The sequence below is a fragment of the Deltaproteobacteria bacterium genome (assembly GCA_009930495.1).
GTDB lineage: Bacteria > Desulfobacterota > Desulfovibrionia > Desulfovibrionales > Desulfomicrobiaceae > Desulfomicrobium.
The window spans coordinates 1-20,668 of the sequence record RZYB01000031.1 but is presented as its reverse complement, the minus strand read 5'-3'; the positions used below and the strand labels follow the sequence as shown (position 1 = coordinate 20,668).

Below are 20,668 nucleotides of genomic sequence, written 5' to 3'. Positions count from 1 at the left end.
GCGAAAAACCGGAGTCAAAGCCAGTAGAAAACGAGCCGGGTGGGATAATGATTACCTGATGAGATTGCTCGTGACCTAAAATTTCATGCGATTGCCCTGTCCGAGCTGGGAACCGCGCTTCCGGTGGGAAAACAGGTGCTGATCGAAAAAAATCACACCAGGGACATCAGGGCGGCGTCCAGCCGGGGATGTTCGAATCCGAATCCCAGGTCGTCCAGGCGGCCGGGCAGACAGCGCTGGCCTCCCAGAAGCATGGTCGCCGCCTCGCCCAGAGCCAGTTTCAGCACGAATCCGGGTACAGGCAGGACGGCGGGCCGGCCCAGAGCGCGACCCAGGGCGCGCGTGAATTCGGCATTGGTCACGGGATGGGGCGCGCAGGCGTTGAACATTCCGGCCGCGGTCGGTGTTTCGAGAAGAAAGGCCATGGCGCGGACAAGGTCCCGGACATGAATCCAGGGGAACCACTGCCTGCCCGAACCCAGCTTTCCGCCCAGACCCCGGGTAAAAATCGGACGCATCTTGGCCAAGGCGCCGCCGTGTCCCAGAACCACGGAAAGGCGCGAAATGATCACGCGGTGTCCGAAGTTTTCGGCGCGCAGGGCCTCGGCCTGCCAGGCCTGGGCCACGTCGGACAGAAAGCCCGTCCCGCGCGGGGAGTCCTCGGTGCAAAGCCTGTCTCCCGTGTCGCCGTAAAAGCCCACGGCATTGGCGCAGAGAAAGACCTTGTCCGTCGTCTTGCCCAGGGCATCGACGATATGGCGGGTGCTCAGGACGCGGGACTCCAGGATGGCGCGTTTGCCGGCCTCGTCCCAGCGAGTGGTGATGGGCGTTCCGGCCAGATTGATGACCGCGTCGTGTTCGGGAATTTCGTCCTGCCAGGGGCCGGGCGTGACCGGGTCGGCCTGGATGATCCGCGCCCCGGAGGGCAGGTCGGCCCGGCCGGAACGAGCAGCCACGGTGACCTCGTGTCCGCGTTCGAGCAGGTGCGGAATAAGCTGCCCGCCGACAAAGCCTGTCGCGCCGAAAGCCAGAATCTTCATCGTCGCCTCCCCGGGCCGTGGCCCTTACAATCCGAAATGCTTCTGGATGTAGCCGGACATGGTCGCCATGGCCTGTTCCTGGCATTCGCCGCAGCCGGTGCCGATCTTGGTCATGTCCTGGAGCTCCTGGAAGCTGCGCGCGCCTTCGAGCACGGCGTGTTCGATGTCCTCGTCCGTGACCTGCATGCATTCGCAGACGATTTTGGCGGTCTGGGTGGTGATGCGGTCTTCCATGCCGTTCTTGCGGTAGTAGTCGTCAATGGCCACGCGCAGGGCCTTGTCCCCCAGGACCGAGCAATGGACCTTGTTGTCCGGCAGCCCGCCCAGGGCGTTTAAGATATCCTTGGCCGTGATTTTGTAGGCCTCGTCCAGCTTCATGCCCAGGACCATTTCCGAGAGCATGGACGTGCTGGCGATGGCGCTGGCGCAGCCGTAGGTCTGCCATTTGCAATCGGTGATGGTCAGGGTGGCGGGATCGACCTTGATGAAAACCATCATCTCGTCCCCGCACTTGACGTTGCCGGTCTTGCCGATGCCGTGGAAATCCTCTTCGTTGCCCTCGCGCAGCACGTTGCGCGGGTTCATGAAGTGGTCCTTGACCTTGTCTGAGTATGTCCATTTGGTGGCCATGTTATCTTCTCCTGTAGACGGTGGACATGTCGCGGATGCGGTTGATGATCGGCGGCAATTGTTCGAGCATGTAGGTGACATCGTCCATGGTGTTTTCGCGGCCCAGGCTGATGCGGATGGAGCCGTGGGCGTTTTCCACGGGCACTCCCGTGGCCATGATGACGTGGGACGGATCAAGGGAGCCCGAGGCGCAGGCCGAGCCCGTGGACACGGCGATGCCGGCCAGATCCAGATAGAGGAGGATGGCCTCGCCCTCGGCCCCGGCGAAGGACACGTTGAGCGTCCCCGGCAGACAGTGCTCCGGGTGGCCCATGAACAGGACGTCCGGAATGGAGGCGGCGATGCCGGCCTTGAGGGCGTCACGCATGGCCCGGATACGCGGTTCCTCGTCGGTCATTTCCAGGGCGCGCATGGCCACGGCCTTGCCCAGGGCAAAGATGCCCAGGGAATTTTCCGTGCCGGCCCGCCGGCCCGATTCCTGGTGTCCGCCCAGGATGAATGGGCAATAGGGCGCGCCCTTCTTCACATACAGGGCCCCGATGCCCTTGGGGCCATAAATCTTGTGTCCGGACAGGCTCAGAAAATCCACGTCCAGATCCTTCACGTCGACCGGGATCTTGCCCACGGCCTGCACCGCGTCGGTGTGGAACAGGGCGCCGGCCTCGTGGGCGATGCGGGCCACTTCCTTGATGTCCTGGAGGGTGCCAATCTCGTTGTTGGCCAGCATGACCGAAACCAGGCCGATTTTGTCCGTGACGGCCCGGCGCAGGTCGTCCAGGTCGATGCGGCCGTGCTTGTCCACGCCCAGGAAGGTCACGGCATGGTTGTGACGTCCGAGGTCGCGGGCCGTGTTCAAAACACAGGGGTGCTCGATGGCCGTGGTCACCAGCCCGTTTTTGCCGCTCAAGGGGCAGGCGCAGGACGTGCTTTCACAGCGCAGCAGGGACAGGACCGTGTTGTTGGCCTCGGACCCGCTGCCGACAAAAAGGATTTCCTCTGGCGCGGCACCGATGAAGGACGCCACCGTGGCCCTGGATTCTTCCACCAATTCCCTGGCTTCGCGGCCGAACTGGTGCATGCTGGAGGGATTGCCGAATATTTCCAGGCCCTTGATGATCGTCTTTTTGACTTCGGGATGCAGGGGGGTGGTGGCGTTGTTGTCGAAATAAACCGTTCTGGTGTCCATGAAGACTGCTCCTTGTTATCGCGGCGTGAGAATCAGCTTTCTTGGATAATTTCGAAATCGTCCCTGTCTAGCCTTGATTTGGATCAAAATTGTCGGATTTTATCAAGGCCTCGCCATGCGCGGTCTCCCGCCAGGTCTGGGTCGCCCAGCAATGGAGTTCATGGGGTTCAAAGGCCTTTTTGTAGCGCATGCGGGCGCATCCGTCCACGACATAGCCCAGATAATAGTGGGTCAGACCGAGTCGGCGGGCCTCGTCGATTTCGCGCAGCACGCTGAACACGCCCAGACTCAAGCGGGCCATGGCCGGATCGAAAATGAAATAGACGGAGCTTAAAGCCGTGGCGCTGACGTCCAGATAGCCCGCGCCCACGAGCCGGCCGTTGTATTCATAGCGGGACAGCAGGGTTGGGCAGGACGGGGAATGCAGATTGGCGGCAAAGTCCTCGAAGGTGCATTCCTGGCCGAAACGCGCCTGGGAATGGGCCTGGTAGAGGGTAAAGAGTTCGGCATCGTAGCGGATGGGGCCGAAGCTCACCGATATGTCGCGGCATTGGCGCAGCACCCGTTTCTGGCTTCGGCTGGGCCGGAATCGGTCGACCTGAACGCGCAATGCCGTGCAGGCCCGACATTCGGGGCAGGCCGGACGGAAGAAGTAATGTCCGAATTTTCGCCAGCCCTGCTCCAGAATCATGTCCAGTTCCCGACCGTTCACGTTGCCGGCGAAAAAGTATTCATGAACCAATGTCCGGTCCGGGAGATACGGGCAGGCAATGGGCGTGGAAAGGTCGGGGCTGGAGTAGATGATCATGATCGTGATGGGCGGGAAAAAAACGGCGCGGACGGCCAAGACCGTTCGCGCCGCGCATGGTGTCGTCCAGGCATGGGGACGTCTAGCCTGTCACCTTGGCCCAGGAATCGCGCAGGGTCACGGTGCGGTTGAAGACGGGCTTGTCCGGCGCGTGCTCAAAGCGGTCGGCGCAGAAATATCCCTGACGCTCGAACTGGAAACGATCCTCGGGCGCGGCCTGGGCCAGGGATGCCTCGATCCGGCAATCAGTCAGAATTTCCAGGGAGTTCGGATTGATCTGGGTCAAAAAGTCCGCGTCCCTGCCCGGTGCCGCCACGTTGAACAGGCGGTCATAAAGGCGGATTTCCGCCGGGACGCAATGCTTGGCCCCGACCCAATGCAGGGTGCCCTTGACCTTGCGGCCATCCGGAGCGTCGCCGCCGCGCGTGGCCGGATCGTAGGCGCAGACCACGGCCTCGATGGTCCCGTCGTCGGCCTTGATGACATCCGTGCAGGTGACCAGATAGGCGCCGCGCAGCCGCACTTCGCGTCCGGGAGAAAGGCGGAAATACTTGCTCGGCGGATTCTCCATGAAATCGTCGGCTTCGATGAACACCTCGCGGGAGAAGCCGACACGTCTGCTGCCCATGCCCGGGTTCTTGGGATGGTTGGCCAGCTCGAAAAATTCTTCCCGGTCTTCCGGGTAGTTCTCGATGACGAGCTTGAGCGGCCGCAGCACGGCCATGGCCCGGGGCGCGGTGGCGTCCAGATTCTCGCGGACACAGTTTTCCAGTACGCCCATGTCCACGCAGCTGTCGGAGCGGCTGACACCGACGCGCTCGCAGAAGTCACGCAGCGCTTCCGGGGGGAACCCGCGTCGGCGCAGACCCGAGATGGTCGGCATGCGCGGATCGTTCCAGCCGGAAACCATGTTTTCTTCAACCAACAGTTTAAGTTTGCGTTTACTGGTGACGGTGTAATTGATGTTCAGCCGGTTGAATTCATACTGCCGCGGGCGGCCGGGCACTTCCAGTTGGTCCAGAATCCAGTCGTAGAGTGGCTTGTGGTCCGCGAATTCCAGGGTGCAGATGGAATGGGTGATGCATTCTAGGGCGTCGGACAGACCGTGGGCGAAATCGTACATGGGGTAGATGCACCACGCCGTGCCCGTGTTTTGGTGTTCCTGATGGAGGATGCGGTACAGGGCAGGGTCGCGCAGATTCATGTTCGGCGAGGCCATGTCGATCTTGGCCCGCAGGATGTGCGCGCCTTCGGCGAATTCCCCGGCCCGCATGCGCGCGAACAGGTCCAGGTTTTCCTCCACGGAGCGGTCACGGCAGGGGCTGTTTTTTCCCGGTTCCGTCAGGGTGCCCCGGTACTGGCGCACTTCCTCGGCCGACAGGGAGCAGACATAGGCCTTGCCCTGTTTGATGAGGTCGACGGCGAACGCATAAAGCTGCTCGAAATAGTCCGAGGCGTGGTAGAGATGCTCGCCCCAGTCAAAGCCCAGCCAGTGCACGTCTTCCTTGATGGACGCGACATAGACCGGATCTTCCTTGCCCGGATTGGTGTCGTCGAAGCGCAGGTGGCAGCGGCCGCCGTAATCGCGGGCCAGCCCAAAGTTGAGACAGATGGACTTGGCGTGGCCGATATGCAGGAATCCGTTGGGTTCCGGGGGAAAACGGGTGAAGACCCGGCCCTCGTTTTTGCCGTTTTTGAGGTCGTCCTCGATGATGGCGCGTAGAAAATTGGATGGGGTAGGCGTGTCCATAACTATCCTTGAGCGGGTTGGTCTGGGGAAAAATCAGCTGACGTGCATACGGTCAGGGGACGGGGTTGGCAAGTCCGGCCGTCGAGGTAGGCGCGCAGGGCGTCGCGGGTGCTGGGGAAGGCCAGACGGTCCCAGGGGATGTCCTCGGGGGCGAAGAGGTCCAGGGCCTCGGTTTCCTCGCCCGCTTCGGGCCTGGCCGCGTCGAGCTTGGCGCTGTAGACGATGATCACCGGTGGCCAGCCCGCATAGGAAAAGACACCGACCAAGCCGTCCAGGCTGATTGTCAGGTTCGTTTCTTCCCAAATTTCGCGGATGGCCGCGTGTTCGACCTGTTCGCCCTCGTCCACGTAGCCGCCGGGCAAGAGCCAGCGTTTGGAATCATCGGGCCGCTTGCGGCGCATGAGCAGGATTTTGCCGCCAATTTCCAGAACCACGCAGGTCACGACCTTGGGGTCGAGATAGACCACGCCGGAGCAGGCCGAGCAAACCAGACGCGCCGGTTCGTCCGGGCGCAGGCGGCGCGTTTCCAGGCGCGCCCCACAGGCCGGGCAGAAGCGGTAGCGATCGTGGCGGATGGGACCGGTGGTGGTGATCATGCGTGGGTATTGGTTTTGATGCGTTGATCCTTGAGGCTTTGGCGCGGATGGGGCTTGGGCGCCTTGGCCGGGTGGCCGATGCTGACTATGGCTTCCACGCGCAGATGGTCCGGGATGTTCAGGATCTGGCGCACGCGTTCCTCGGCCGTGATGCCGGGCAGGTGCTCGCGCAGGCGGATCTGCACCCAGCAACTGCCCAGGCCCAGGCTTTGGGCCGCGAGGTGGAGAATGATGGTGGCGATGGAACAGTCCTCGATCCAGGTGTCGGCCTTGGCCTCGTCGCCCAGGACAACCACGCCCAGGGCAGCGTCGCGCAGAAAATGGGCGCCGTGGGGCTTGGCCGTGGCCAGCCCGGCCAGCAAGGCCTTGTCCGTGACAAAAATGAATTCCCATGGATCGAGCCCGCGCGAGGATGGCGAACGCAGCACGGCTTCCTTGAGCTGGTCGATGATTTCCGGACTCAGGGGTTCGGAGGTGTACTGGCGGACACTGCGACGCTGGCGTAAAATGTCGAGCATGGAATCCTCCAAGAGGGATGGGTTGCGTGGGCGTGGCCACGGGTTTCGGTCGCGCGCGACCCGACCTTGATCCGACGCACGGCTTCCCGTATCAGAGCCCTTTGTGCCGAGCAATCGTGGGTTCCGGAGGGTGGATGGACGCCGTGATTCTGATCTTGACAGTGCTGGCCGGGTGTCTCATGCCGGTCCAGCCGGCCGTGAACGCGGTGACCGCATACTGGATGAAAAGCCCGTATCTGGCCTCGTTTTTTTCTTTTCTGACCGGAACCCTGGCCCTGGGTCTGGTCTGCCTCGTCCTGCGCCATCCTTGGCCCGACGGCAAAATTTTGGCGGGTCTGCCCTGGTGGGTCTGGACCGCCGGTTCCATGGGCGCCTTTTTCGTGACCATGTCCATCGTGGCCGTGCCCAGGCTGGGGGCCATGAGCGTCATGGCCCTGTTTATTGTCGGGCAGATGGGCATGTCCCTGGTCATGGACCATTTCGGTTGGCTGGGCATTCCGGCCCAGCCCATGTCCGCGTTGCGGGTGCTGGGCGCGGTGCTGCTGCTGGCCGGCGTGGTCCTGATCCGGAAATTTTAAAGGAGAAGAGCGATGAAAACAGCCTTGTTCGTGTTCAACGGAGACCCCATGTGCTTCATTCACGTGCTGCTCAATGCCTTGGATCTGCACGCCAACGGCCACGAGACGCGGATTGTCATGGAAGGGGCCTCGGTCCAGCTGGTGCCTGCCGTGACCCAGCCGGATCATCCTTTGGCCAGACTTTTTGCCCAGGTCCGGGAAAAGGGCCTGCTTGATGGCGCGTGCAAGGCCTGTTCGGTCAAGCTCGGCGTGGACAAGGCCGTGAACGAGGCCGGCGTGGCCCTCGTGGGTGACATGAGCGGTCATCCGTCCATGCGCGGCTACATGGACGCGGGTTTTCAGGTCATTACCTTCTGATGCTGATCAACGTCGGCTCCCTCAATCCGGTCAAGCTCGGCGCCATCCGGGATGTCATGATCGCGCGTTTTCCAGACGCCCGCTTCGCGCCCGTGGCCGTGGACTCGGGCGTTTCGGTTCAGCCCATCGGCCTGGATGAAACCCTGCGCGGCGCCAGAAACCGGGCCCTGGCCGCCTTTGTCCATGGTTCGTGCGATTTGGCCGTGGCCCTGGAGTCCGGCCTGATTCCGGTGCCCCAGACCCGCACCGGCTATATGAATTTGACGGCCTGTGCCATTCATGACGGCCTTGAGATGTATGTCGGTCTGGGCCCGGCCTTTGAACTCCCGGACGAGGTGACCCGTTTGGTGGTGGACGAAGGTTTGGAATTGGACCCGGCCGTGCGTCGGGCCGGTCTGACGGACAACGCGCGCATTGGGTATGCCCAGGGTATTATCGGCGTCCTGAGCCAGGGCCGGGTGACCCGCCAGGATTACAGCCGGCCGGCCGTGTCCATGGCCATGGTCCGCATGGGACTTTAATTTTATCAACGTTTTGACGACGAGGAATGCATGTCCAGAAGCTATTTGGTGTATCGGTGCAAGGAAGGGGAAGTGCTCAAGAAGCCCGAGGCGGTTATCTCCCTGTGGGACGAGGATCTGCCAAAGTTCACGGAAATTTTGGACGAGGCCACGGCCTCGCGGCCGGACAAGGCCCGCCAGAAGGACGAATATTGGGAACTGGTCCGCAAGGAGGACGCCGACCCGTATGACTGGGAAAAGGTCGTGGGAGCCATCAAGAACAAGGAGCATGATCCGTTGGGCGACATGTGGCGCGAGCGGGCCAAGATGGAAAAGCTCATGGAAGAGGGCGCGACCCTGGAGCAGGCCCTGGAGGTCATGACGCCATTCAGCCATACTTTTCGGTATGAGGCCGAGGGCCCCAAGAAACTCATTCCGAACATGGGCGAGGTCGAATCCTGATCGGGAGGTTCCATGCGCTGGCTGCTTCTTTTTCTGGCCTTGGCGCCAATGACCGGATGGTGCGGCGAGCTGGCCTCGGGCCAGCTTTTGTACGTGCCGGTTTATTCGCATATTTATATCGGGGACAAGGAGCGGCCGTTCAATCTGGCCGTGACCCTGTCCGTACGCAACATTGACCCCAGACAGGGACTGCGTCTGACCCGTGTTGATTATTTCAACACCGAAGGCGTCCTGATCCGGCATTATCTGTCCAAACCCCTGGAGCTTGGTCCCCTGGGCTCGACCCGCTACGTGATCCAGGAAAAGGACACCGAGGGCGGTTCCGGCGCGAATTTTCTGGTGCGTTGGGAATCGGCCTCGGCCATGAACCCGCCGGTGGTGGAATCGGTCATGATCGGAGCCAAGTCCGGCCAGGGAATTTCCTTCACCTCCCAGGCGAGGGAAATCACCGAGTAAGTGAATGCGGGGATTGCCGCGTTTTTGTTGGGTACTCGCGATGACGCCGTTTCCCGGTGCCGCCGGCGCGGGCCCCGTGCCCGCCGGGAGCCGGTCTCCCGGCACGGCAATCCAGTCCTTTCGTTCCTGTTCCGACACGGAAATTGGCATAACGACAGACAAGGAGAGAGCATGAGCACGACGTTGGATGAGTTGGAAGCATTTTTGGCCGATTGGGATACCTGTGATTCCAAGGAGGCTTTTTCGCTGTTCAGACAAACTTTGGAATCCATTGATGGCGTGGAATTGGGCTTCAAGGCCCGGCCCGGCATCACCTATTCCCTGCGCGGATCGCATCCGGCCCAGCAGGGGCGGGAACTGTTCGTCATGATCGACGTTATCGACGACGACCCGGCCCAGCGCTGGCTGTCGGTCTGTTTTTATGATGACATGGTCACCGACCTGGACGATTTGGGCGATTGGGTGCCCGAAGGGCTCATGGGCGAGGACGCCCGCTGTTTCAACGTGGACGAGGCCGATGAAGCCCTGGTCACCTATGTGGCCGAACGCATCCGTGAATCCGGAGCCAAGGCGTCGAAATAATCCGGCGTCGCGCTTTCGTGAGGAGGGAACGGCTGTTCGAGATCTCGGATGGCCGTTTTGTTTGCCGGCCGGCCTCGATGCGCGGCCGTGAGGAAGAGCATGAAGGAACTGACGGAAATTGTTGATGCCGGGTGCGGCGGCATGCGCCTTGACGCCTTCTGGCAGGGCGTTCTGGAGCCCGGAGGCGTGGCCCGGACCCGCGTTCAGGACTGGATTCGCGCCGGCCGGGCCCGTGTTGACGGGCGGGAATGCCGCAAGCCCGCGTTCAGGCTCGTTCCCGGCCAGCGTCTGTCCCTGGAGCCCGAGGAACCCCGCTCTGATCTTGAACCCACGGCCGGCGCTCTTGATGTTGTTTTCGCCGACGCCCATGTGCTTGTGGTCAACAAAAGCGCGCATCTGACCGTGCATCCGGCTCCGTCCGTGGACGAACCGACCCTGGTTCACCATCTCGCCCATGCCTATCCGGTCCTCCTGGCCCAGGGCGGGGAGCGCCCGGGCGTGGTCCACCGCCTGGACAAGGACACTTCCGGCCTTATCTGCGTGGCACTGACCGATCCAGCCCGGCTGGCCCTGACCCGGGCCTTCGCCGATCGGGCGGTATACAAGGAATACCTGGCCCTGGTGGCCGGCGTGCCCCCGGAACATGGACGGATTTCCTTGCCCCTGGGGCGCCATCCGTCCATCAAGACGCGCATGGCCGTGGTTGCGGGCGGGCGGCCGGCTGAAACCGAATACCGCCGGGTCTGGATGGCGCCGGACAAAAGTGCGTCCCTGATGCGGGTTCTGCTGCACACCGGGCGCACCCATCAGATCAGGGTGCACATGACCGCCATCGGCCACCCGCTTTTGGGCGATGCCGTGTATGCCGATCCGGCCACGGCGGCCCGGGCTCCGCGTCAGATGCTCCATGCCTGGCAACTGCGTCTGGGCCACCCCGCCGATGGTCGGGAGCTGGCGTTTTTGGTGCCGCCCCCCGAGGATTTTATGGCCGGATTGCGCGATCTGTGCCGCGCGCCGCTGCGCGTCGGCCTGACCGGGGCGGCCGGCAGCGGCAAATCCACGGTGCGCCGCGTTCTGGAAGCCGAAGGCGTGCCGGTTTTTTGCGCGGATCAGGCCGTGGCCGATTCCTATGCGCCGGGCGGGGATGGCTGGAAGATTTTGCGCCATTATTTCGGGGCGCGTTTCGTGCCGGACGACACCAGGGCCGTGGACAAGGTTGCCTTGTACGAGGCCATGACCGGATCCGACAGCCTGCGTCGCGAGATCGAGGGACTTGTCCATCCGGTGGTGCGTCGGGCCCTGCATGAATTTCAGCGCGTCCATGGCCGGGAAATGACCGTGGCCGAGATTCCGCTTTTGTGCGAGGCCGGTCTGACCGGCGACGTGGATCTGCTGGCCGTGGTTTTTTGTCCGACGGACATGCGCCTGAATCGTCTGGCCGGCCGGGGCTGGTCGGCCGACCGAGCGGCCCTGGTTGATTCCTGGCAATGGCCCCAGGACAAAAAAGTCCGTCAGGCCCAGTTGATCGTGGACAATTCGGGTTCCCTGGACGATCTGACCCGGCGCGCCCAAGGCCTGGCGCGGCTGTTGCGTGGTCTGGTCGCGCGCCGGACAGAGCGGGCCATGTCCTTCCTCGCGTCGTTCATGACCGAGCCCAGCACCTTCTGAATCCAAGGAGAATCCATGTTCCCCCTGCGCGACAACATCCCAAGCCGCCACCGGCCCTACATGGTCTGGGCCATTCTGGCCGTGAACATTCTGGTCTTTGTGCTCATGCTGCCCCTGGGGCCGGGCCAGGAAAACGGTGTGTTTCATCTGTTCGGCGTGGTGCCGGCCCGTTTCTTCCATCCGGACTGGGCTGTCTGGCGCGGCTATCCCGAGGGCGGGAGCATCGCCTTTCTGGCCCACATGTTTCTGCATTCCGGTTGGCTGCACATTATCGCCAACATGTGGTCCCTGTGGATTTTTGGCGACAACGTCGAGGACGTCATGGGGCCTGTCCGATTTTTGATTTTTTATGTGTTGTGCGGGCTGGCCGCCCTGGGGGTGCACATGGTCACGGCTTCGGACTCCACCGTGCCCGTGGTCGGGGCGTCCGGAGCCATTGGCGGAGTCATGGGGGCCTATTTCTTTTTGTATCCGCACGCCAGGGTGGTCACGGTCGTGCCCATTCTCATTTTTCCGCTGATCTTCGAAATTCCGGCCCTGTTTTTTCTGGGCGCGTGGTTCATGAGCCAGGTTTTTTCCGGACTGCTGACGTCGTCCGCGGGCGGCGGCGTGGCCTGGTGGGCGCACATCGGCGGCTTCGTGGCCGGCATGCTCCTGTTGCGGTTTTTCCGCGACGATGCGCGCTGCCACTACTGCTATCGTTCCGAGACCTGGAAAGGTTGGGAGAAGTGAGGCGGTCTGGACTTTTGGGACGGCCTCATTTAAGCGCTTGGGTCTGTTTCGGCGGCCCGGCCGGGCCATGTTTTCCACCACACAAGGATGCCATATGCTTCAGATAGAAAACCTGCATGTCCGCATCGGCGACCGGGAAGTCCTCAAGGGGATCAACCTGAGCATCGACGAAGGCGAGACGTTTATCCTGTTTGGCCCCAATGGCTCGGGCAAGACCACCCTGCTCATGACCCTGATGGGTTTTGGCGGCTATGAGGTGACCGGCGGCACGATCACCTTCAAGGGCGTGGACATCACCCACATGCCGACCTACGAGCGGGCCCGTCTGGGCATCGGCATGTCCTTTCAGCGTCCCCCGACCATCCATGGCCTCAAGACCCGCCATTTGGTCTCCATGTGTGCGCGCGGCCGGGAAGTGGACGTGGACGCCATGGCCAAGACCGTCAATTTCGACACGTTTTTGGATCGGGACATCAACGCGGGTTTTTCCGGCGGCGAAATCAAGCGGTCTGAATTGCTCCAGCTCATGGCCCAGAATCCGAGCCTGATTTTGTTCGACGAGCCCGAATCCGGCGTGGATCTGGAGAACATGACGCTTATCGGCCAGACGGCCAGAGCCCTGCTGGATGGGCTGACCGGCCCGATGCCGCCGGACGCCTGCATGCGCGACCTGCGCCGCCTCAACACGACTTCCGGCCTGATCATCACCCACACCGGCTACATCCTGGACTATGTCAACGCCGATCGCGGCCAGGTCATGTACAACGGCCTGCTCTGCTGCGACACCCGGCCCATCCGGCCCCGTGATATTTTGGATCATATCAGCAAGTACGGCTACAAGGAGTGCATCAGATGTCTGAACTGAATCTCGTGGATCTGAACTCCTACGCTTTTTCCGGTGCCGAAAGCGCCGAAATGAACGATTTTTCCTCCCTGTCCGAGGAGAATAAGCGCGAGCTGCGCATGGTTGGCGTGGATGTCGACGCGGCCGGCGAGCGTGCCGGCACTTTTTTGCAGTTCGACCACAGCACCGTGCATTGCAGGACGGCGCGCAAGGGCGTGGAAGTGCTCGGCATCCGTCAGGCGCTCAAAAAATACGACGGTCTGCCCGAGTATTTCTGGAAGGCCATGGACAAGGACACGGATGATTTTACCCGCGCCGCGGCCAGGGAAGAGTTGCACGGCGGTTATTTCATCCGCACCGAAAAGGGCGCCAAGGTGGCCGAACCGGTGCAGAGCTGCCTGTTCATCAAGGGCCAGAACATCGGCCAGAACGTGCATAACCTCGTGGTTGTCGAGGAAGATTCCGAAGTCCACATCATCACCGGCTGCGCCACGTCCCACGACGTGACCTCGGCCCTGCACCTGGGTATCTCCGAGTTCTACATCAAGAAGGGCGGCAAGCTGACCTTCACCATGGTCCATAATTGGGGCGAGGATGTCGTGGTCCGGCCGCGTACCGTGGGTGTCGTGGAAGAGGGCGGCGTGCTGCAGAACAATTACGTCCTGATGAAAAAGGTCAGGTCCGTGCAGTCGTACCCGACGATTTATCTGAATGGCGAGGGGGCCGTGGCCAGGTTCAATTCCGTCATCGTCACCCCCACGGGTTCGCATGTGGACAGCGGCAACCGCATTGTCCTGAACGCGCCCAACACGCGCGGCGAGATCATTTCCCGGACCATCACCACCGGCGGCACCATTGTCGCCAGGGGCGAGATCATTGGCAACAACGTGCCCGCGCGCGGCCATCTGGAATGCAAGGGGCTCATCCTGGGTGGCGGCGTCATCCATGCCATCCCGGAACTCCAGGGCACCAGGCCCGGCGTGGAGCTGTCCCATGAGGCGGCCGTGGGCAAGATCGCCCAGGAAGAAATCGAATACCTCATGGCGCGCGGCCTGGACGAGGACGAAGCCACTTCGACCATCGTGCGCGGTTTTCTTAATGTGGAAATCATGGGCCTGCCCCAGGAGCTTCGCGATTCCATCGACGCGACCATCGCCGAGTTGGACGCCGGCGACGCCATGTAGGCCGCTTTCGTCTTTCCGCTTCCGCCATGATGCCGCCTTCGGGCGGCATCATGCGTTTCAGGGCCGCAGCACGGCCCGCAAGGCCTGCCCGAATTCCTCCATCACGTCCGCCCGCGCCAAGCTGACCCTAATCCAGCCCGGAAAGCGAAAGCCGGTCATGGTCCGGACCATGACGCCGCGCGCCATGAGTTTGCGGTAGAGCAGGGTGTCGGACATGGGCACGCGGATCATGACAAAATTGCCCTCGCCGCAGTGCATGGGAAGGTCCAGTTCGGCGCACAGTTCGCCCAGCATGGCCTTGCCGGTCCGGACCATTTCCCGCGTCTGGTGGATGAGTGCTTTATCATCGAGGAGGCTCGCGGCCGCGGCCTGCTGGGCGAGGCTGTTGACCGAATACACGACATGGGTGCGCCGGATGATATCCGCCACTTCCGGAGCGGCGCACAGATACCCGATGCGCAGGCCGGCCAGGGCGTACATTTTGGAGAAGGTGCGGAATACGACCAGATTGGGGTACCGTTCCAGCAGGCGGATGCCGTCCGGAAAGTCCGGATTCTCGACGTATTCGCCGTAGGCTTCGTCCAGAACCACGATTTGGTCGCCATCGACGCGGTCCAGAAACGCGGTCAGGGTCGGCGTGTCCCAAAAGGTTCCGGTGGGGTTGTTGGGGTTGCAGACAAAGAGAATCTTGGTCCGTTCGTCCCTGGCCGCGAGCATGGCCCCGGCATCGAAGCCGAAGTCGCGCAGCGGGACGAGGCGGGCCGCGAGCCCCGAAAATTCCGCCACCCATTCATACACCGCGAAAGTCTTGTCGGCGGTGACGATGTTGTCGCCGTTGGCGCAGAACGCCTTGATCACGCTGGCGATGAGTTCGCACGAACCGTTGCCGACCACGAATTGATCCGCGTCCTGCCCAAAGCGCCGGGCCAGGATGTGGCGCAGGTCATGGGCGTCGCCGCTGGGATAGATGGGGGCCAGCCGGGGCGGAAAGCCCTGGACGATCCGGGCCGCGTCGGGGGTGGGGCCCAGGGGGTTTTCGTTGTTGTTCAGACGATGCAGATGATCGATGCGGTACAGGCGCATCAGTTCCGGGTCCGGCCGGCTCGGGGTGTAGGCCTCGAAACGGCGGACGTGTTCGGGCACGAGCCGTTCAAGCGCGAGCATGTTGGAACACCACCACATCGGCACGACCGGCAAAGGGCAAAACCACGACCGGCTGAAATCCGGCCCCGGCCAGAATGGGCGGAAGGGCGGCCTGCCAGCCCACGGACAGATCCAGGTGCAGGAGAATGTTGCGGTAGCCTTCACCCAGAAGCAGATCCACGTGGCGTTTCAGGTTTGTGCCTATGTCCGCGCCGGCGAGCATGGGCGTGAGCAGGGCCTGGCTGGCGGCCGGTCGCAACCGGGCGGCCAGGACCGAATGGGGCCCCAGGCCCGCGCCCTGATCCTGGGCAGGGCGGATGTCGCGCACCAGAAACAGCCGCGCATAGGCGTCTTCCAGAAAGGGCTCCAGATCGCGATGGGCCAGGATCGTCAGGCCGTTGTCCTCGCGCAGGCCGCGATACCAGAGGGGCAGGGGGGCTCGCCGGCCGTCGGCGTCCAGCAGGGGCAGCTCGCCCAGAAGCTCGAAGTCCTCGCGGGGCAGGTCCGAAGTCGCCAGCTCGCTCAGCAGTCCGGTCACGGCGGTGCGGGCGACATGGTTGACGAGATGGTCGGTCAGGACGCGGGCGCTTTGCCCGGCGTCCGGCGCAAAGACATAGGGGCCGCAAAAGGTCGCGCTCGCGGCCGAAGTCTGTTTCCAGATCAGAAAACCGCGTACCGATCCGCCGTCGTCCTCGGCCAGGGCCGCGCCCAGGTCTCCGGCGCGGATTTGGTCCACGATCATGCCCGGCGTGGCGAATTCGGCCGGGACAAGACCCGTGGGATACAGGCTCAGAGCCAGTCGGCAGGCCTCGCTGATCCGGGCCGGATCTTCGGCCGGCTTGGCGACGGGTGTGCCACGCATCGGAACGGGCGTGATCGGACCGCGCTTGATTTCCGGGTAGGGGCGGTTCATGCGCAGGCCCAGCACAACGCGCCCACCCTCGCGCCGGATTTCGAACCCGTCGCTCATGCGCGCCGCCAGCATGAGGCCCATGGCGCGCATGTCGTCCTCGGTGTCGGACACGCCGCCGGCGGTGATATTCATGGCCCACAGGTCCGCGTCGGCAGCCGTGAAGGCGAATTCCAGGGCCACATGGCTTGCCCCCGGCGTGCAGGTTATTTCCAGAATTTCATCCGGGGCCTGGGCGGCCAGATAGGCCAGGATTTCCTCGGCGGCCATGGTCAGGCGCAGGATTTTGCCGCGATCCAGGCCAAACACGGCCCCGGCCTGCCCGGCCATGCCCTGGGCCAGGGGAATCCAGGCCGCGTCGGCGTGAAGGCGTAGATGGATGGGGTGGCGCCCGTTCGCCGTGTTTTCTGGTGACAAACTCATCGTGCTACTCCTGCCAATTTTTCGGGAACACGGTCGGCACGTTTCCGGTCGGGGGCTTTCAAAAGCGGATGAGGCTGGCTGGCGATCATGAATAAATTTCCAACCGCAGCAGCAGGTTGCCCGCCACCTGTCGGCGGTATTCGGCCGTGGCCCGGACGTCGGCGATGGGGTGGACGCTAGCGCGGACAAGGTCCGCCGCCTGGAGCAGGGTGTCGGCGTCCAGCTTGCGGCCGGCCAGCCACTTTTCGGCCGCGTCGCAGCGCAGCACCGTGGGGCCGAGGCTGCCCAGGGCCAGTCGGATTGTCTGGATGCGGCCACGATCCAGATGCAGCATGGCGGCCAGACTGGCCACGCTGATAGCCAGGGCGTGGCGTTTGCCGACCTTTTCAAAATGCTGGATCGTGCCCGGCTCGGGCCAGGGGATGCGCACGGCCGCAAGGATTTCTCCGTGTTCAAGGCGGGTTTGTCCGGGACCGGTGATGAACTCCGCCACGGGCATGGTCCGGACGCCATCTTTCGAGGCCAGCTCCACGGCCGCCTCCAGAACATGCAGGGCGGGCAGGGTGTCTCCGGCCGGGGAGGCGGTGATGATGTTTCCGCCCAGGGTCGCCTGATGCCGGATGAGCGGCGAACCCAGCACGCGGACGGCCTGGGTCAGCACGGGCCAGTGGGCGGTCACGGCGGCGGATTCGAGGATTTCGGTCAGGGTCGTGGCCGCGCCGATGCGCAGGCCGTTTTCGTCGCTAATGATGCCGCGTAGTTCCGGAATGCGTTCCAGGCAACGGATGGGGCCGGACATGAGGCCCGCGCGGCGCTTGACCAAAAGATCCGTGCCGCCGGCCATGACCTGTGTGTCCGGATCGCGCAGCAGTGGCCAGAGTTCGTCCAGGGATATGGGGATCTGAACGCTCATGAGTCCACCTTGGTCACGGCGTCGAGGATGCGTGTATAGCCGGTGCACCGGCACAGATTGCCGGACAGGGCCTCGCGGATGTCCTCGCGACCAGGGTGGGGGTTGCGGGCCAGAAGATCCGTGGCGGCCACGATCATGCCCGGTGTGCAAAAGCCGCACTGCACGGCGCCGTGTTCGACAAAGGCGCGCTGCAGGGGATGGGGCGCTTCAGGGCTGCCCAGACCTTCGATGGTGGTCAGCTCCTGGCCGTCGAGCTGGGCCGCGAGCATCAGGCAGGACAGACGCGCCCGGCCGTTCACGAGCACGGCGCAGGCTCCGCATTCGCCGGTGCCGCAGCCTTCCTTGGTCCCGGTCAGGCCGAGGCGTTCGCGGAGCAGGTCCACAACCCGCTCGTCACCACGAACTTCAAGCTCCGAGTCCTGGCCGTTGAGTCGAAAATGAATGATCATGAATGTGTTCCCGTGTTCAAAAGATCAAGCACCCGTTCCGGGGTCAGGGGGGCGCGGGTCGGGTATGCGCCCAGAGCGTCGGACAGGGCCGAGGCCACGGCCGGCAGGGGGCCGTTCAGGCTCACTTCGCCCACGCCTTTCATGCCGAAGGGGCCGGTGTGCTCCAGGGTTTCCACGGCCAGGGACTGGGTGTCCGGCAGATCCAGGCTGGTCGGGATGAGGTAGGTGGACAGGTCGCGGGCGAGGAGCTGGCCGTTTTCGGTGATGCAATCCTCCATCAGGGCGAACCCCAGGCCCTGGGCCACGCCGCCTTCGATCTGCTGGTGGAAGTTTTGCGGGTTGAGGACCCGCCCGCCGTCGGTCACGGCCGTGTAGTCGCAAACCCGGATTCGGCCCGTCAGTTCGTCGATTTCGATCCGGGCCAAGTGGGCGGCATAGGGAAAGATGAGATGCGGAAAACCCAGGGCAAAGGCGCGGCCCGTGTCCGGAACCTCGCGGGATACGGGCATGAGGTATTCGCCCACGCATATCCGGTCATCGCGCGGCAGCATGGAGCCAAGCATCGCCAGGGGCGTTTCCTTGCCCGTGGGCAGATGGCGGACAGCGCCTGGAACCAGGGCAAACCCGTCGGGCGCATCGATCATCAAAATCAGGGCCGCGCGGCGGATCAGCTTGGCGGTCATCAGTTCGCAGGCCCGGATCAGGGCCTGACCATAGGTGTAGGTGGTCCGCCCGGCAGCGGCCGAGCCGGAAGGGTGGGCTGTTTCCGTGTCCGGCTGGAGTACCGTGAACGACGCGGCGCTCTGGCAGAGCATTTCACCGGCGATTTGGGCGAAGGTGGCGGAATTGCCCTGGCCCATGTCGGATACGGCGCTGTGGATGACAAAACGGCCCTGGGGAGTGAGCTCGATTTTGGCGATGGCGTTGTCGGCCAGCCCCCGTCCATAGCCCATGCCGTTGAACACGGCGGCCATGCCCACGCCCCGGCGGGTGAAACGCGGCGCGGACGCCTTCCATGCCTGCCTCGTTGTCCAGGATTCGTGATGGCGCAAGCGGCGCAGACATTCGTCCAGGCCCGTGGACGTGGTCAGGGTTATGCCGGCGCAGTTGCGATCCCCCCGATGCAGGGCGTTCTGGCGGCGCAGATCCAGCCGGTCCCGGCCCAGATGATCGGCCAGCCGGTCCATCATGCCTTCGAAGGCCGGGCTGACCTGGGCCACGCCAAAGCCCCGGAAGGCTCCGGCCACGGGGTTGTTGGTATAAACGCACAACCCCCGGCAATCCATGTGGTCCACCCGGTAGGGGCCGGCCGCGTGCTCCATGCCCAACTCCATGATTTCTCCGCCCAGATGGGCATAGGCCCCGGTGTCGAACCACAGGCGGCAGACAACGGCCTTGAGGGTCCCGTCGCGCATGGCTCCGACGCGGTAGTGCAGGCGGGCCGCATGGCGTCTGTATCCGGCCAGGAAATTTTCCTCCCTGTCCCACCACATCTTGATGTGCCGGCCGGGCAGACGCAGGGCGGCCAGACCCAGCAGACACTGCACCGTGGCCCCATCCTTGCCGCCGAAGCCGCCGCCCAGAAAGGGACCGGCAATGCGGATTTTCCAGGGCTCGTGACCCAGGGCATGGCCTATTTCGAAACGGTCCCGAAAGGGTGCCTGCGTGGACACCGTCAGATGCAGGACGCCGTTTTCATCCAGGCGGGCCACGCCATTTTCCGTTTCCAGAAAGGCGTGGGCCTGGACCGGCGTGAAAAATATTTCTTCAAGTATCACGTCACATTTTTGCAGGGCGTCCTCGGCGTCTCCCTTGCGGATTTCGGCGTCCAGCAGCACGTTGGAACCATGATTTTCGTGCACCAGTGGCGCGTCCTCGGCCAGGGCCGCGTCGATGTCGGCGACGGTGGGCAGGGGCTCTATTTCGGCCTCGATGAGGTCCAGGGCGCGGCGCAGGGTGTCCCGGTCCTTGGCCACGACCAGGGCCACCGGGTCTCCGGCATGGCGGACCTTGGTTCCGCAGAGCACGGGCATGTCCTTGTGCACGATGCCCTGGCGGTTGGTTCCGGGCACGTCGGACCGGGTCAGCACGGCGTGCACGCCGGGCAGGGCCCGGGCCGCATCGGTGCGTACCGCGCGGATCAGGCCGTGGGGGACGCCGGCTCTTTTGGCTCCGGCCCAAAGCAGGTCCGACGGGTAGATGTCCGCGCTGAAACGCTCCGCGCCGCAGGCCTTGGCCAGGGCGTCGAGGCGGGGATGACTTGGGCCGATATCGTAGGGACTGGGGGGCATGACCGCTCCATGATGAGGAAAAGATGGGGAACAGTGCGAAAAAATAAGGGTTTGTGTCAACCGGTGGACTCCATGTCCGTGTTTTTGCCGCACCCCTTGTCCTGTCGTTGTGCGCATCCTGGAAATCAGGTACGCACTACGACGTGTAAATTTGATATTCCGGGGGGTTCCATGTTTATCCGTACCGTTGCCCTTATAGTGGTCTTGTTTGGGGTCTGGACCGCGTCCTTCCCGGCAAGCGCCGCGTCCTTCGGCTCTTCCATCGTGCTCCATGGCCTGTGGACCGAGGCCGAGCTGTTCGGAAGTCCGGCCGATCACCGCATTACCAAACCCTATGCCGCGCCGCTTGATCTGTCGCCACCGGCGCGGACAACGCCCCTGATCCGGCCTGGCGCGGTTCCGCCCGCCCTGCGCGGGGTCGTCCGCCGGATCCGGCCGGCCTCGGGCGAAAAGGTCCTGGCTCTGACCTTTGACCTGTGCGAGCGGGCCAGCAACCGCACCGGCTATCGCACGGAAATTATCAATTTTTTGCGCGCCCACGGTATCCCGGCCACATTTTTCGCCGGCGGCAAGTGGATGCGTTCTCACCCCGAAAAAGCCATGCAGCTCATGGCCGATCCACTCTTCGAGCTGGGTAACCATTCCTGG

General features: G+C 63.3%; 23 protein-coding genes. 11 read left to right on the top strand and 12 right to left on the bottom strand.

The features are described from left to right. Nucleotides 1-152: 152 nt before the first annotated feature. From EOL86_04760 to EOL86_04730, 7 genes are all read right to left on the bottom strand, one after another. On the bottom strand, nucleotides 153-1,040 hold the full coding sequence (locus EOL86_04760; protein NCD24892.1) for a TIGR01777 family protein: 888 nt from the start codon (nucleotides 1,038-1,040) through the stop codon (nucleotides 153-155). A 24-nt stretch (nucleotides 1,041-1,064) separates the two neighbouring features. Further along, the gene (locus EOL86_04755) at nucleotides 1,065-1,670 is read right to left on the bottom strand and encodes an iron-sulfur cluster assembly scaffold protein (GenBank protein NCD24891.1); all 606 of its coding nucleotides are present in this window, start codon (nucleotides 1,668-1,670) and stop codon (nucleotides 1,065-1,067) included. A gap of 1 nt (nucleotide 1,671) precedes the next feature. Further along, entirely contained in the window at nucleotides 1,672-2,856 is a 1,185-nt protein-coding gene (locus tag EOL86_04750; protein NCD24890.1) for an aminotransferase class V-fold PLP-dependent enzyme, read from the bottom strand. A 67-nt stretch (nucleotides 2,857-2,923) separates the two neighbouring features. Next, complete coding sequence (locus tag EOL86_04745; GenBank protein NCD24889.1) at nucleotides 2,924-3,703, bottom strand: arginyltransferase; 780 nt, start codon at nucleotides 3,701-3,703, stop codon at nucleotides 2,924-2,926. 43 nt (nucleotides 3,704-3,746) lie between these two features. After that, complete coding sequence (locus EOL86_04740; GenBank protein NCD24888.1) at nucleotides 3,747-5,414, bottom strand: glutamine--tRNA ligase/YqeY domain fusion protein; 1,668 nt, start codon at nucleotides 5,412-5,414, stop codon at nucleotides 3,747-3,749. Nucleotides 5,415-5,416: 2 nt separating this feature from the next. Further along, complete coding sequence (locus tag EOL86_04735) at nucleotides 5,417-6,010, bottom strand: NUDIX hydrolase (protein ID NCD24887.1); 594 nt, start codon at nucleotides 6,008-6,010, stop codon at nucleotides 5,417-5,419. After that, the gene (locus tag EOL86_04730) at nucleotides 6,007-6,528 is read right to left on the bottom strand and encodes an NAD(P)H-dependent dehydrogenase/reductase (protein NCD24886.1); all 522 of its coding nucleotides are present in this window, start codon (nucleotides 6,526-6,528) and stop codon (nucleotides 6,007-6,009) included. The genes EOL86_04735 and EOL86_04730 overlap by 4 nt, the downstream gene beginning before the upstream one ends. 134 nt (nucleotides 6,529-6,662) lie before the next feature. Here EOL86_04730 and EOL86_04725 point away from each other — a divergent pair, with 134 nt between their 5' ends. The 10 genes from EOL86_04725 (at nucleotide 6,663) to EOL86_04680 (ending at nucleotide 13,891) form a co-directional block, all read left to right on the top strand. Continuing rightward, complete coding sequence (locus EOL86_04725) at nucleotides 6,663-7,106, top strand: DMT family transporter (GenBank protein ID NCD24885.1); 444 nt, start codon at nucleotides 6,663-6,665, stop codon at nucleotides 7,104-7,106. A gap of 12 nt (nucleotides 7,107-7,118) precedes the next feature. Next, nucleotides 7,119-7,463 (top strand): cytoplasmic protein, encoded by a 345-nt coding sequence (locus EOL86_04720; GenBank protein ID NCD24884.1) that lies wholly within the window; start codon nucleotides 7,119-7,121, stop codon nucleotides 7,461-7,463. After that, a complete protein-coding gene (yjjX, locus tag EOL86_04715) occupies nucleotides 7,463-7,984 on the top strand; it encodes an inosine/xanthosine triphosphatase (GenBank protein NCD24883.1) in 522 nt (173 codons plus the stop codon). The genes EOL86_04720 and yjjX overlap by 1 nt, the downstream gene beginning before the upstream one ends. A gap of 30 nt (nucleotides 7,985-8,014) precedes the next feature. Further along, on the top strand, nucleotides 8,015-8,425 hold the full coding sequence (locus tag EOL86_04710; GenBank protein ID NCD24882.1) for a hypothetical protein: 411 nt from the start codon (nucleotides 8,015-8,017) through the stop codon (nucleotides 8,423-8,425). A 12-nt stretch (nucleotides 8,426-8,437) separates the two neighbouring features. Continuing rightward, nucleotides 8,438-8,881 (top strand): DUF3124 domain-containing protein, encoded by a 444-nt coding sequence (locus tag EOL86_04705; protein ID NCD24881.1) that lies wholly within the window; start codon nucleotides 8,438-8,440, stop codon nucleotides 8,879-8,881. A 171-nt stretch (nucleotides 8,882-9,052) separates the two neighbouring features. After that, on the top strand, nucleotides 9,053-9,463 hold the full coding sequence (locus tag EOL86_04700) for a hypothetical protein (GenBank protein NCD24880.1): 411 nt from the start codon (nucleotides 9,053-9,055) through the stop codon (nucleotides 9,461-9,463). Nucleotides 9,464-9,562: 99 nt separating this feature from the next. Continuing rightward, nucleotides 9,563-11,131 (top strand): dephospho-CoA kinase, encoded by a 1,569-nt coding sequence (gene coaE / locus EOL86_04695; protein ID NCD24879.1) that lies wholly within the window; start codon nucleotides 9,563-9,565, stop codon nucleotides 11,129-11,131. Nucleotides 11,132-11,146: 15 nt separating this feature from the next. Then, nucleotides 11,147-11,863, top strand: coding sequence for a rhomboid family intramembrane serine protease (locus EOL86_04690; protein ID NCD24878.1), 717 nt, complete (start codon nucleotides 11,147-11,149; stop codon nucleotides 11,861-11,863). A gap of 94 nt (nucleotides 11,864-11,957) precedes the next feature. After that, nucleotides 11,958-12,728: an ABC transporter ATP-binding protein gene (locus EOL86_04685; GenBank protein ID NCD24877.1), complete on the top strand. Its 771-nt coding sequence runs from the start codon at nucleotides 11,958-11,960 to the stop codon at nucleotides 12,726-12,728. Then, entirely contained in the window at nucleotides 12,716-13,891 is a 1,176-nt protein-coding gene (locus EOL86_04680) for a SufD family Fe-S cluster assembly protein (protein NCD24876.1), read from the top strand. Before EOL86_04685 ends, EOL86_04680 begins: the two co-directional genes overlap by 13 nt. A 57-nt stretch (nucleotides 13,892-13,948) precedes the next feature. Here the strand turns inward: EOL86_04680 and EOL86_04675 are convergent, their stop codons facing one another. The 5 genes from EOL86_04675 to EOL86_04655 all read right to left on the bottom strand — a co-directional run bounded on the left by EOL86_04675 (nucleotide 13,949) and on the right by EOL86_04655 (nucleotide 20,020). Next, entirely contained in the window at nucleotides 13,949-15,073 is a 1,125-nt protein-coding gene (locus EOL86_04675; protein NCD24875.1) for an aminotransferase class I/II-fold pyridoxal phosphate-dependent enzyme, read from the bottom strand. Then, a complete protein-coding gene (locus EOL86_04670) occupies nucleotides 15,042-16,367 on the bottom strand; it encodes a hypothetical protein (GenBank protein ID NCD24874.1) in 1,326 nt (441 codons plus the stop codon). The genes EOL86_04675 and EOL86_04670 overlap by 32 nt, the downstream gene beginning before the upstream one ends. An 85-nt stretch (nucleotides 16,368-16,452) precedes the next feature. Next, on the bottom strand, nucleotides 16,453-17,280 hold the full coding sequence (locus EOL86_04665; protein ID NCD24873.1) for a xanthine dehydrogenase family protein subunit M: 828 nt from the start codon (nucleotides 17,278-17,280) through the stop codon (nucleotides 16,453-16,455). Further along, nucleotides 17,277-17,729 carry a (2Fe-2S)-binding protein gene (locus EOL86_04660; GenBank protein ID NCD24872.1) on the bottom strand — a complete coding sequence of 151 codons (453 nt, stop codon included), beginning with the start codon at nucleotides 17,727-17,729 and terminating at the stop codon, nucleotides 17,277-17,279. The genes EOL86_04665 and EOL86_04660 overlap by 4 nt, the downstream gene beginning before the upstream one ends. Next, on the bottom strand, nucleotides 17,726-20,020 hold the full coding sequence (locus EOL86_04655; GenBank protein ID NCD24871.1) for a xanthine dehydrogenase family protein molybdopterin-binding subunit: 2,295 nt from the start codon (nucleotides 20,018-20,020) through the stop codon (nucleotides 17,726-17,728). The genes EOL86_04660 and EOL86_04655 overlap by 4 nt, the downstream gene beginning before the upstream one ends. 171 nt (nucleotides 20,021-20,191) lie before the next feature. Between EOL86_04655 and EOL86_04650 the strand changes: the two genes are divergently transcribed. After that, nucleotides 20,192-20,668, top strand: a 477-nt coding sequence (locus EOL86_04650) for a hypothetical protein (GenBank protein NCD24870.1), incomplete at its 3' end; no start/stop codon positions are given.